Source organism: Tunturibacter psychrotolerans, from assembly GCF_040359615.1.
GTDB lineage: Bacteria > Acidobacteriota > Terriglobia > Terriglobales > Acidobacteriaceae > Edaphobacter > Edaphobacter psychrotolerans.
In genome coordinates this window covers 4,932,475-4,944,968 of record NZ_CP132942.1, presented here as the reverse complement: position 1 = coordinate 4,944,968, position 12,494 = coordinate 4,932,475, and the positions used below count along the sequence as shown (strand labels likewise).

General features: G+C 56.6%; 12 protein-coding genes. 11 read left to right on the top strand and 1 reads right to left on the bottom strand.

The features are described 5' to 3' along the window. The first annotated feature begins 78 nt into the window (after nucleotides 1-78). Genes RBB77_RS20910 through RBB77_RS20885 form a run of 6 tightly spaced genes read left to right on the top strand, consistent with a single transcriptional unit; the run spans nucleotide 79 to nucleotide 7,019 of the window. Complete coding sequence (locus RBB77_RS20910) at nucleotides 79-858, top strand: polysaccharide biosynthesis/export family protein (RefSeq protein WP_353063638.1); 780 nt, start codon at nucleotides 79-81, stop codon at nucleotides 856-858. Nucleotides 859-866: 8 nt separating this feature from the next. Continuing rightward, nucleotides 867-2,198 (top strand): hypothetical protein, encoded by a 1,332-nt coding sequence (locus RBB77_RS20905; protein WP_353063637.1) that lies wholly within the window; start codon nucleotides 867-869, stop codon nucleotides 2,196-2,198. A 9-nt stretch (nucleotides 2,199-2,207) separates the two neighbouring features. Continuing rightward, nucleotides 2,208-3,749, top strand: coding sequence for a GumC family protein (locus RBB77_RS20900; RefSeq protein ID WP_353063636.1), 1,542 nt, complete (start codon nucleotides 2,208-2,210; stop codon nucleotides 3,747-3,749). A 1-nt stretch (nucleotide 3,750) separates the two neighbouring features. After that, nucleotides 3,751-4,677 (top strand): ExeA family protein, encoded by a 927-nt coding sequence (locus RBB77_RS20895; protein ID WP_353063635.1) that lies wholly within the window; start codon nucleotides 3,751-3,753, stop codon nucleotides 4,675-4,677. Continuing rightward, nucleotides 4,674-5,624, top strand: a complete 951-nt coding sequence (locus tag RBB77_RS20890) for a CpsD/CapB family tyrosine-protein kinase (protein ID WP_353063634.1) — start codon at nucleotides 4,674-4,676, stop codon at nucleotides 5,622-5,624. The genes RBB77_RS20895 and RBB77_RS20890 overlap by 4 nt, the downstream gene beginning before the upstream one ends. Next, nucleotides 5,625-7,019, top strand: coding sequence for a TIGR03013 family XrtA/PEP-CTERM system glycosyltransferase (locus RBB77_RS20885; protein WP_353063633.1), 1,395 nt, complete (start codon nucleotides 5,625-5,627; stop codon nucleotides 7,017-7,019). Nucleotides 7,020-7,103: 84 nt separating this feature from the next. On the opposite strand, the gene RBB77_RS20880 is transcribed toward RBB77_RS20885, so the two are convergent. Then, a complete protein-coding gene (locus RBB77_RS20880; RefSeq protein WP_353067683.1) occupies nucleotides 7,104-8,117 on the bottom strand; it encodes a sigma-54 dependent transcriptional regulator in 1,014 nt (337 codons plus the stop codon). Between RBB77_RS20880 and RBB77_RS20875 the strand changes: the two genes are divergently transcribed. From RBB77_RS20875 to RBB77_RS20855, 5 genes are all read left to right on the top strand, one after another. Further along, nucleotides 8,010-8,312, top strand: coding sequence for a hypothetical protein (locus RBB77_RS20875; RefSeq protein WP_353067719.1), 303 nt, complete (start codon nucleotides 8,010-8,012; stop codon nucleotides 8,310-8,312). The genes RBB77_RS20880 and RBB77_RS20875 overlap by 108 nt on opposite strands. A gap of 391 nt (nucleotides 8,313-8,703) precedes the next feature. Beyond that, nucleotides 8,704-10,146, top strand: a complete 1,443-nt coding sequence (locus RBB77_RS20870; RefSeq protein WP_353063632.1) for a sigma-54 dependent transcriptional regulator — start codon at nucleotides 8,704-8,706, stop codon at nucleotides 10,144-10,146. Then, a complete protein-coding gene (locus RBB77_RS20865; RefSeq protein WP_353063631.1) occupies nucleotides 10,041-10,649 on the top strand; it encodes a DUF6982 domain-containing protein in 609 nt (202 codons plus the stop codon). The genes RBB77_RS20870 and RBB77_RS20865 overlap by 106 nt, the downstream gene beginning before the upstream one ends. A gap of 17 nt (nucleotides 10,650-10,666) precedes the next feature. After that, complete coding sequence (locus RBB77_RS20860; protein WP_353063630.1) at nucleotides 10,667-11,053, top strand: cupin domain-containing protein; 387 nt, start codon at nucleotides 10,667-10,669, stop codon at nucleotides 11,051-11,053. A 128-nt stretch (nucleotides 11,054-11,181) separates the two neighbouring features. Further along, nucleotides 11,182-12,432, top strand: a complete 1,251-nt coding sequence (locus tag RBB77_RS20855) for a cupin domain-containing protein (protein WP_353063629.1) — start codon at nucleotides 11,182-11,184, stop codon at nucleotides 12,430-12,432. Nucleotides 12,433-12,494: the final 62 nt, after the last annotated feature.

The window sequence follows — 12,494 nt, the reverse complement described above, 5'->3', positions numbered from 1 at the left end:
ACAGGTAATAATTGCCGAGAAGATTGGTGAGCTTCGCTGCGAAGTCTGAGTCGACGAGGTACAAAAGAGTGTTCGCCTATGCCTATCTATGACGAAATACTCTCGCCTACCAAGGGGATGCGTCAGAATGGATGTGTCGATCCACGGGAGTCAGGCGAAGGAAGGATGAGGGTTACTTTGATAAAGCAGTTTTGTTCCATGGGTGCTGTGCTGCTGCTCTTACCGATTGCAGCAGGGTCACTTGCAGCACAGGTCACATCACAACCTGCGGCTACCGCAGGCGCAACACAGAATACCGCGCCGAACGGACAGACCACGGCTCCAGCTGACCCAAAGGTTTCCCCAGCCGCGAGCGCCAACTACGCAGGCCCGATGGATGCGAATCGTTACGTGATCGGGCCGGAGGACTCCCTGCAGATCACCGTCTGGAAGGAGCCTACGCTCTCCGGTACGATTCCGGTGCGACCCGATGGGATGATCTCTCTCGTGTTGGTGGGAGATATTCCGGCAGCCGGAATGACGCCCACGGCGCTTTCGACTGACATCGGTCAACGGCTCAAAAAGTACATTCAGGATCCAGTGGTGACGGTAGTGGTTCTCGGAGTCAACAGCCAGCGCGTCTTTCTGGTTGGCGAAGTCGGGAAGGTTGGTCCGGTCGTGATGACTCCGGGCATGACTCCACTGCAGGCGATTGTCACCGGCGGCGGAGTGACGCAGTTCGCGAACGCCAAGCGCATCTATATTCTGCGAACGACGGCAGGAAAACAACAGAAGATCCCGTTCAACTATAAGCAGGCGCTGAAGGGGGAAAATTCGGGGGTCTCGCTTCTTCCCGGAGACACAATCGTCGTCCCATGAAGGAAGGTATGAAGATCCAAACACTGATTTCGGTCTTGTTGCTGTCGATGGGTGCTTCCATCGCACAAGGCCAGGCTTTGCCGACAGCGGAGTCGTCGATGGCTTCCACCCTGGGCCCGAACTTACCTAATCTCGACGGGGTTTTTCACTACTCACTCAGCGCATCGGAGGTCATCCAGTTCGGATACTACGGATCGGGCGAGACGACATACGCGACTGACCTTTCCGGCAATGCCGCCTACACCTCACAGAACACGACACGGCCATTCAGCATGCTCTTCGCGGGCGGTGTGGTTCTGGCGGACCAGACGGCCGGGGGGACCACGTCTTTTTGGAACATTTCGGCGTCACAGGGCTATGTGACTCGTCACTGGATCTTCAATATCTCTGACTCCTTCAGTTATCTGCCTCAGTCGCCCACGACAGGGTTATCGGGAATCGCCGGCGTGGGAGATCTCGGAGCAATTCCGACCCAGGGGCCAGGTGCAGGGCCGATCGGCAGCATCATAACCACCTCCGGCAATCGCATCGGTAACGCCGTCAGCGGCAGCGTAGAGCGGACGCTCACGCGCAATACGTCCATCAGCGGTTCAGGTTCATGGGGAGTGCTTCACTATCTCGACAGCGATGCCGATGCAGGGCTCGATACCAGCCAGGTTTCAGGAACTGTCTCGCTGAATCAACGACTCGATGCACGAAGTTCAATCGGTGTTGCAGCGGTCTATTCGACTTACTCGTATAGCGGCGAAGGAGCCGGCCTGAATACGCCTGACATCGAGACTCGCGGTATCAACGTTTTCTACCAACGCGTATTGAGCCGCACGATCAGCGTCAACGCCTCAGTCGGTCCGCAGTGGGTTTCGAGCTCGAACAGCACCCTCGTCCCCGACTCGACCGATATAGCGGTCAACGCGGGAATCTCTTATGGCTATCAGAATGTGCATGCGGGCATCAACTACAGCCGGGGAGTGAATAATGGATCCGGCGTGTTGCCCGGTGCGCTTTCCGATTCAGTCGTGGCGTCCGCAGGCCGTAATTTTGGCCGGGACTGGGTCGTTGGCCTCAGCGCGTCCTACACGCACAGCGCCGGCCTGGCGCAGTCTTTGAACGGCACCTCGCTCGTCACGACTAACACAATCTATGACACTGTATACGGGGGCGCACAGGTTACACGCCGGATCAGCCCTCACTTCTCCGGGTATGCGAGCTTTACGGCGGCGAGCCAGTCCATCAACAATCTAGTTGAGCCTGTTGCACCAAACATACTCAATAGCAACTTCCAGACATTTGGATTTGGGATCACGTTCACTCCCCGATCCACGAATCTGGGGCAATTCTAAGGAGTCATCATGCTTGGCCATCGCGCATTGACGGTGCAGGACTACCTCAACATCCTGAAGCGAAGATGGTGGATGATTGCCGTCCCCGCGATTATCTTTCCCATCGTCGGGTATCTCCTTACTTTTCTGGTGCAGCCGCAGTATGTCTCCCAGACGCTGGTTTTGGTGGAGCAGCAGAAGGTTCCGGAGTCTTACGTCAAAGCGGTTGTCACCGAGGATCTGAGCGGACGGTTGGCCTCCATGAAGGAGCAGATCTTAAGCCGTTCGAGACTCCAGCCCATCATTGAACGCTTCAACCTGTTTGCCAACGGGAGGCTGTCGATGGACGATCGCATCGACCTTACCCGCAAAAATATCGGGATCACGCCCATTCAATCGGAGATTGCGCGAACCAACGGACTACCAGGGTTCTTCATCTCCTTCAAGGCGAACGACCCGCGCACGGCCCAGCTGGTGTGCGGCGAAATTCAGTCGCTCTTCGTCAGTGAAAACCTCAGCGACCGGGCAGCCTCGGCCGCAGGTACGACCGAGTTTTTGAAGAGCCAGCTGGCCGATGCCAAGGCAAAGTTGGACGAACAGGACGCACGTCTTGCCAAGTTTCAGCAGACTTATATGGGTAAGCTGCCGGGTGCGGAGTCGTCGAACATCAACATGCTGACGACGCTCAACACCCAGCTGGATGCCGCGACCCAGGCGCTTGCTCGCATGGAGCAGGACAAGAGTTACGCGGAATCCATCCTGTCGATGCAGCAGGCTCAGCAGGTCCAGCAGTCGCAGAGCACAGAGCATGGAGCTGTGGCCCCCCAGGCCCAGCAGTTAGAACTCCAGCAGCTTCAGGCGCAACTGGCGGATCTGAAGGCACGCTACACCGACGACTACCCCGATGTGGTCAGCGCGCAGAGAAAGGTCAATGAATTGGAGCGCAAAATGGCCCAGGCACCCGCAGCGCCAACCGTGCCGGCGTCTTCCGCGCCGAAAACCACCGACTCCCTTAACGTGCAACAGATGCGCGCTCAAATTCGCGCAATGGAACTCGGCATCGCTCAAAAGAAGCGCGATCAGGCTGAAGTTCAAGCGCAGCTTCGGACCTATCAGGATCGCGTTGCCTCCAGCCCCGCCGTGGAGGAGGAGTACAAGAGCATCACACGGGATAACCAGACTGCACAGGCGTTTTACGATGATCTGCTGAACAAGCTGAATCAATCCAAGATGGCAACCGACCTCGAGCGGCGCCAGCAGGGAGAGCAGTTCCGGGTCATGGATGAACCAAACCTACCCGAGTCGCCCTCTTCTCCGAAGCGATCCGTCTTCGTCATGGGAGGCCTTTTCATTGGGCTTGCGTTGGGCTTGTCCTTCGTAGCTTTGCTCGAGTATCTGGACACCGCGATTCGCAGCGAACGCGATATCTGGGCGTTTACGAAGCTGCCCACCCTCGGCGTCATTGGACTTACCGGCGAACCGGAGCCTGTGGTCGCGAAGCGCAAGCTCTTCGGCCGCAGCAGTTCGGACATAACCGCGGGCGGCAAGCCGCTGATGAATGCGGGGGGCTGAGATGTATAACACCTTCTTTAAACTCCAGAGCAGTCCATTCGGAACCAGCCCCGATCCTCGGTTTCTTTACATGATGCCGCACACCCGCGAGGCGTTGGCGTGCCTGGAGTATGGAATCTCGGCACGAAAGGGCTTCACTGTCTTGACAGGCGAGGTCGGCACAGGCAAAACAACATTGCTGCGGCGCGCATTGAGCTCCTTCAGCGGCCGCAAGGTCTCGACCGCCTTCGTCTTCAACCCGCGTCTCGATGTGTTGGACTTCCTCGAGTTTGTATTGACCGACTTCGGCATTGTGCCGGCGACGCGGACCAAGTCCGGCATGCTGCTGCAGTTGAACCGCTGGCTGATCGAGCGCTTTCGCATGGAAGAGACCTGCGTGGTGGTCGTCGATGAGGCGCAAAATCTGTCGTGGGAGCTGCTCGAAGAGATTCGGCTCCTCACCAACCTTGAGACCTCATCCGAAAAGCTGTTGCAGATTGTGCTGTCGGGACAACCTGAGCTCGAAGAGAAGCTGCGCCATCCAAGCGTGCGGCAGCTCCGGCAGCGTGTTTCGCTGTGGTGCCGCACCCAGGCCTTGACCGAGAGCCAGACACACGCCTATGTGGCCGAACGTCTACGGATTGCAGGAGCAAGCTGGTCGCTGTTTTCCCTCGAGGCGCTGGATCTGATTCACCGGGCCAGCCGCGGAATTCCGCGCATTATCAACCTGCTGTGCGAGCATTCGCTGATCGTGGCTTATGTGGAACAGGTGGAACAGGTGACCGCCACCATCGTAGAAGGCGTCGCGGCAGAACTGGAGTTGGAGGTACAGCCTTTCATGCTCTCTTCGGCTGTGATCGGCAACGGGGACAAGCAGTCCGGTCTGAACTCGAAAGAAGATAATTTTATGGCAGCTTTCAATAAAGAGCCGGGAAGGCACGATCGATGAGCCGAATCTACGAAGCACTCCAGAAGGCAGAGTCTGACCGCAAATTGGACCGGCGCGAACCGGAGCCGCGAACTCCGGAGGCCTCGGTCAAATCAGCCATCTATGCGACCGCCGTGGCCACCGCTGAGGAAGATCAAGCCAGTGCACCTGCAGAAGCGCGGTCGTATGGTGAGCCCTACGTCACTCCAGTGGACCCCAACGCGCTCGACCTCAGCAGGATTCCGGTCCGCCCCTGGGCACTCTCCCTCGAGCAATTACCGTCGCTGCTCGAGCGCGGACCCGCGGTTGAGCAGTTTCGCAGCCTCCGCTCGCGAATCTTCGAGCTCCGCGATATCAGCCCGCTCAAGACCATCATGGTCACCAGTGGCGTGCCGCAGGAGGGCAAAAGTTTCATCTCGACCAATCTGGCCATGAGCCTCGCGCGCCACAAGAATAGCAAGGTACTCCTGATCGATGGAGACATGCGGCGCTACACCCTCCATCAACTTCTTGGCTGCGAGTCTCATCCCGGTCTTGCGGATTATCTCGGCGGCAAGACGAGCGTGACCGAGGTGATGCAGCGGTCGGATTCGTTTGAGGGGATGACCCCGGGGACTGCCGCGATCGCGCAGAACCTGACCTTTATTGCGGGGGGCAATGGCGGCGACAAGGCAGCTGACCTCTCCGGAAGCCCGCGCTTCGGCGAGTTGATTCGGCTGGCGGCGCCGCACTTCGACTGGATCATCGTTGACTCTTCACCGGTTCTGCCCGTCTCCGATGCCGTCAACCTGGCCCGTTCTTGCGATGGCGTTCTCCTGGTTGCACGCAGTGGAGAGACCAAATTCCCTATTGCGCAACGGGCGCAGAGTGAGCTGAAAGCCTCGAATATTCTTGGATTTGTTCTGAACGCCGTGCACGAGCAACCTCAGGTCGGCAGCTACTATGGATACGATGCCGCCAAACCGTAAGTGGGAGCAATTGACCAGATGATCCGGCTCTTCAACGTGTACTACCCCACCCGTACCATCGTTCTCTTGCTGTGCGAAGCGCTGATTGTGAGTGGTTGCTTCCTACTGGCGACGGTGTTGCTGATGGGGCCGGATACCTACCTCGTTCTGAATTATGAGAACGGGGGATTGAAAATTCTCGGTCTTACGATCCTGACGCTGCTTTGTTCCTACTACTTCGATCTCTACGAGCCACAACGCATCTCCGCAAGTTGGGAGATCTATTTTCGCCTGCTGCTGGTTCTTGGATTTCTGTCGTTTCTGCTGTCGGCGATCATCTACATCTTTCCCGCCCTCGACATCGCTCAATATGTCCTGCTGCTCGGTCTCATCTTTCTCACTCTCGCGCTGGTGGCGTGGCGAAGCGCCTACGAGTGGGTCATTGGGCGAGAGATCTTCCGGGAACGGGTTTATGTTCTGGGTGCAGGCGACCGCGCGCAGGCCATCGTCAACCTGCTCGAGGCACGCAAGGATGCAGGCATGGAGGTGCTCGGCTGGGATGGCGTAGTGGCCGATCGAGACCAGCGCAAAGAGGCCATCCATGTGGCTCTCGAGAAATTCTCCGGGCCGAAGCCGCCTGTCGATCGAGTCATCGTCGCGATTGAGGACCGTCGCGGCGAATTTCCCGTTCGCGAGTTGCTCAAGTTGCGATTCAACGGCGTCGTCATCGAAGATGCGGGAGCTCTGCTCGAGCGGCTTACCGGCAAGCTGCATCTCGACGGGCTGCATCCCAGCAGCTTCATTTACAGCGAAGGCTTCCGAGTCAAGCCGTCTCAGCAGATTGCACGAAGGATTGTCTCGACACTGACAGCCGCAGTTGGATTGTTTCTCTTTCTCCCCTTTTTCCCGATCGTTGTGCTCCTGGTTCGCCTCTCCTCGCCGGGACCGATCTTCTTCCGGCAGACGCGAGTAGGTCTAGGCGGCAAGAACTTCTCGGTCTACAAATTTCGTACGATGCGCACCGATGCCGAGGTCACCGGCGCAAAGTGGGCGACCAAGAACGATCCTCGCGTGACGCGCGTGGGTATGTTCATGCGGAAGACCCGCCTCGACGAAGTCCCGCAACTCTGGAACGTTCTGCGTGGCGATATGGGCTTTGTAGGTCCGCGTCCGGAACGGCCCGAGTTTGTGCCATGGCTCACCGAACAGATCCCCTACTTCAATCTTCGCCACATGATTCGCCCAGGCCTCACGGGCTGGGCTCAAGTCCGCTATGGCTATGGCTCGACTCTGGCCGAAGCTCGCGAAAAGCTGGAGTTCGATCTCTACTACATCAAGCACATGACTCTTGGGCTTGATCTGCTGATCATGTTCGAGACGATCAAGACGATCATTCGGCGGCAGGGCGCACAATAAGACCGCTGTCGAATCTCAAACGAATCAGCTTCGAGTAAAGGATGCGCGTGTCGGTTCTGCGTGCTAACGAATCAACACGGTAAGTCAGTAAATCCGCGTCCGAGACGACAGCGCAGTCTTAACCGTGCGCTCTTCTTTTTTTACCAGATGAGGGATACGCAGGGGCCGAGGGGGCACCTCTGGCATTCCGACCTCGCTCAGTTTGTAGAGCAGCGACCGGTAGCTGATCTGCAGCCACTTCGCCGTCTTTTGCCGGTTCCAGCTATTTTCCTGCAGCACTTTGAGAATGATCTGCCGTTCCAGGTCCTGGGTCGCCTTTTTCGTAATGTTCTTGAGCGAAATCGGCTCGCTGAGGTCGATATCGGTTGTGATTCCGCCGCGCGGAGTTTCGGGCATAAGTTCCGCTACGAGCGCCTCTTCGCTGCCGATCAAAACATAGCTACGGATCAGGTTTTCCAACTGGCGTATGTTTCCCGGCCAGTGATAATTCTGCATAAGGCGAACCGCGCTCTTAGAGAGCAATTCCGGTGCACTGTGGAAGATTTTTGCATAGTGATCGATGAAGTAATCGATCAGGATGGGCAGATCAGCGATCCGTTGGCGTAGAGGCGGCAGGTTGATAGTTACCGCATTGATGCGGAAGAGAAAATCCAGACGGAAGGTTCCATCCTCGACCTGGCTGCGAAGGTCGGTGTTGGAAGCCGAAACCAACCTCGTGACAATATTTCTGGGTTCGTGACCGCCCACTCGGACGAAGGTTCCGTCCTGCAGCACTTGAAGCAGTTTCGACTGAACTCCCAGGTCCAGGCTCCCCACCTCATCCAGAAAGAGCGTGCCGTGGTGCGATTGCTCAACGCGTCCCAGCTTCGTGGACATAGCGCCTGTAAACGCGCCCTTTTCATAGCCGAACAGCTCTGTCTCGAGCAACGTGTGGGGTATCGCAGGGCAGCTTACTTTAACCAGAGAACCCCTGCTCCGCAAAGAGAACGCATGCAGCAGGCGCACGCAGATTTCTTTGCCGGTGCCGCTTTCCCCTTGGATCAAAACGGGGACATCGGTCTCGGCTACTCTCTCCAGCTTGTTTCGAACCGCTTGCATAGCGGCCGTCTTGCCGAAAAAAATTTCGAGAGGCGGGAGATTGAGCGAGACAGCGGATTCGACGTGGTGATCCAAGGTCATTTTTTCCTATCGGCGTTGGGCAAAAACCGCAACTTTGCAATACGGTTCACATATGCACGTCAAGCGCCATTTCTTGTACGGAAACGGATGAAAGCGAGGATTTCGTGGGCCTAATTGCAAGCCCAAATATACGAATAAACTTCAGAATCGGATTGAAGTAGCACTTTTGCATGGGATTTGAAGGTCACCAGGGTCACTTTCACCAAAGTAACCCGCAAAAAAAATTCCACATTTTTTTAGTTTCACTCATGCCAGTACCATGTAAGCTAGGCCTACTTGATAGGAGAGTGGTAAACCTTTATCTCTTTTGTCGGCAAAGTTCGTAACATTTTTTTGCAAAATGCTGCGTCGGACGAGCTAGAATCTGCTGGCGTGGGGGTGGTCAGGACGACCGGCTCCCGTTTGCAACTGTCTAGATCGAGTACAGCCTGACCCTGGGGGCCAACCAGGTTCAGGATCACCGTAGGTTTGGAGAATAGCCAACCTGCAATTTGAGGTACTTTGTATGTCAGCTGCGCTGTCCTATCCCGTCACTGCCTTGAAGTCTACTCGGCCACGTGCTCAGATCCTTATTCTGGAACCGGATCTCGCCGTTCTCGATTATCTTCGCTCTACCCTCGGATCCCGATATTCACTGAGCCTCTTCTCGGACGAGCAGGCGCTGCTCGAGCGGTTGGACAAGTCGGAACAGCCTGATCTGCTTCTGCTTGCCCTGCATACCAACCGCGACCCGATGCCTCTGTTGACCCACATCCGGTGCACCAAACCCAATCTCGCGGTGGTCGTCCTATCCTGCTCGGCGGAACTTCGCGACTTGGAGATGGTGATTCGTCTGGGTGTTCGTGCGATCGTGATGAAGCCGTTTACCGGCAGCGACGTCGAACAGGCTATTGAGGAGAACCTCGCCTCGGCGGAGAAGAAGGTTCCCGCAGCCGATGCCCTGAAAGAGATTCCGCTAAACGAAACTCACTCATTTGTACGTTCCAGCAAAAGGATGCGCGAACTGGAAGCTCAGGCCGCTCTCGTAGCACGTGCCGACATTCCACTCCTGATCCTGGGGGAGAGCGGAACCGGTAAGGAGATCCTCGCGCTCTACACTCACAAAATGTCTGCTCGCAGCCAGAACATCTTCCTCAAGGTGAACTGCGCTGCAGTCCCCGCCGACCTGCTCGAGAGCGAGCTCTTCGGTTACGAGCAGGGTGCCTTTACCGGAGCGGTCAAGACCAAGCCAGGCAAGTTCGAGGTCTGCACCGGCGGAACGATCTTTCTCGACGAAATCGGCGAGATGCCCGCCATCCTTCAGGCCAAGCTCCTGCAGGTGTTGCAGGACGGAACTTTCTCTCGCCTTGGCAGCAGGTCTCCCATGAAAGTGGATGTGCGCGTGATCGCCGCCACCAACATCAATATGAAGGATGCGATGGCCAACAAGACCTTTCGCGAGGATCTGTACTACCGCCTCAACGGATTCACCCTCAGCATCCCTCCGTTGCGCGAGCGCCGCGAAGAGATTCCGGTGCTGTCGGAATACTTTATGCGTAAGGGCGCCAAGAGGTATGGCCGGGATCCGCTGCCCTTCTCGCAAAACCTGCTGAACGCCTTGGCTGATCACTCATGGCCCGGCAATCTGCGCGAACTCGAAAATGTAATCAATCGGTACCTGGTGCTTGGTGAAGAAAGATCGATCGTCGAAGAACTCTCTCCCGCAACGGTCTATCAGGGCGGAGCAGCGGCAGCAGCGGTAGCCCAGGAGTCACCCAATGGCGCCGGGCTCAAAGCGATGGTCCGCAATCTCAAAGGGGATGCGGAGTCGACGGCAATTGCACAGGTACTGGAGGGAACTGGATGGAACAGGAAGGCCGCGGCAAACGACCTGCAAATCAGCTACAAGGCGCTCCTGTACAAGATCAAGCAGTACGACCTGTCACCACGGAACAACCACGCATCCTAAAATCTCAGGGCAAATCCCAAGTCGCCGAAGAGCTGTCTGAACCGTATCGAGTTGTAGTCCGCTACGAGAGCCATGCCGTTCGCGGACTTGCCGAGTCCCGCGAACTTGGCTCCATCGAGCAGCTTCTACGCAACGACCCCGTCTATCCGCTGGACTCCATCCGGCTGAAGCTGCTCGACTCAGACACAGTCGAGGACGTTCCCACCCGCGATGCCAAGGCTGTCTTCTTCGTGAAGACCTTCGATGGTGATCTTCGCCACCGTGCTCTTCACTTTCACGAGCATGCCCCGATCGTGCCAGGGCTGTGGGTACGCGTCTATTTCTATGACGGAGAGATGATCGAAGGAATTATCAGCAATACCCGAGACTTTGTGCTCGAGTCAGGCTTCTTCCTGAGACCGACCGATCCGAACGGAAACAATACGCTGGTCTACGTTCTCAAGGGCGGACTCAAGGACTTCCATGTCCTCGGAATGCGAAACGTCCCCAAGAGCTCGAATTAGTCCGTTTGAAGAGCGGGATGACCTCGATGACACCGATAGTCAGCCGGCTAACCGGCGAGCATTACAAATGGGGTGGTCCGCGCGGAGACGACTGCGACGGCTGGCACCTCGTCAGGACACCAAACCTCAGCATCATCGAAGAACTCATGCCACCCGGCACTATGGAAGTCCGTCACTTCCATGTTCATTCACGGCAGTTCTTTTACGTTCTTGAAGGCGAGTTGACCCTCGAAGTAGAACAGCACAGTTTTATCCTTCAAGCTGGTGAGGGCCTCGAAGTATCGCCTGGACAGGCGCATCAGGCCTTCAATCGAAGTGACAACCCGGCTCGCATTCTCGTCACCAGCCAACCTCCCAGTCATGGCGATAGAGTGAATGCTAAGGACAAGGGCCAAACAAAGTAACGTGATTGATTTAGATCTCGCTTCACTCTCAGGATCTGCTCCTTACCTGTCCAACATTTTAGGTATCTAATATCCTGAACTGACAGATTCGCCAACAAGGTGATTCAACAGCACGGAGGATGTTGAAAGTGGAACAGGAAAAAGATCAGGCAAAGGTAAGCCGCCGCAGATTTCTCGAAGCCAGTTCGGCGTTGTTGGTAGCTGCAACAGGCATGCAGGTCGCTCAGGGACAAGAGAAACAAATTCGTTCGGCAGACCACCACCTTCCGAATGAATCACAGCCCGTTCAGAACAACGACCCGCTCGATAAAGAGAATCCGAGTTCCGTATGGGCTCCTCCGACCGACTCCGGCGGACAGCCTCCATTCAAATACTCTTTTTCACTGTCCCACAAGCGGCAGGAAGAGGGCGGCTGGACGCGTCAGGTCACCGTACGCGATCTCCCCATCTCGAAGAAGATGGCCGGCGTTCAGATGCGTCTCATCACCGGCGGCATCCGCGAGTTGCACTGGCACGTCGGCGCCGAGTGGGCTCTCATGCTTTACGGCAACGCCCGCATTACAGCAGTCGATCAGGAAGGCCGCAGCCATGTCAGCGATGTCACCAAGGGGGATCTCTGGATCTTTCCCGGCGGAATTCCGCACTCCATTCAGGGGCTCGGGCCCGACGGCTGCGAGTTTCTCCTCGTCTTCAATGATGGCAACTTCAACGAGTTCGACACCTTCCTTTTGACCGACTGGATGACCCATACACCGCCCGAGGTGCTGGCGAAGAACTTCGACGTTCCAGAGGCCACCTTCGATAAGGTGCCGAATAAAGAGCTGTTCATCTTCGAACGTCCGCTGCCGCGTTCTTTGGCCGAGGAGCAGAAGCAGGCGGAGGCAGGCACTGGCCGCGTCCCACACAGTTTCGACTTCAAACCAGCCGAGATGAAGCCCACCAAAGTCTCCCGTGGCGGCGAGGTAAAGATCATCGACCAGAAGATCTGGCCTGCGTCCAACATCGCTGCGGCAATCGTTACTCTGAAACCGGGCGGCCTGCGTGAACTGCACTGGCATCCCAACGAAGACGAGTGGCAGTACTACGTCACGGGCAAGGGCCGCATGACGGTATTCTCTGCTGGCGGTCATGCCCGCACCATGGACTTCCAGGAAGGCGATGTCGGCTACATCGACAAATCTGTACCCCACTACATCGAAAACACGGGAGACACAGACCTCACGTTTATTGAGGTATTCCCAACACCGTTCTACGAAGACATCTCCCTCGCAGAGTGGTTGGCTCACACACCTTCGCGACTGGTCGACCAGCACATTCAAGTTGGCGAAGATTTTCTAGCGAAGATACCGAAGAAAGAGATGGTCATTACCCCGGAATAACGGCGCAACGGCATCGCAAAAGAAAAAGGCAGCCACTATGGCTGCCTTTCCTTTTTGTTACC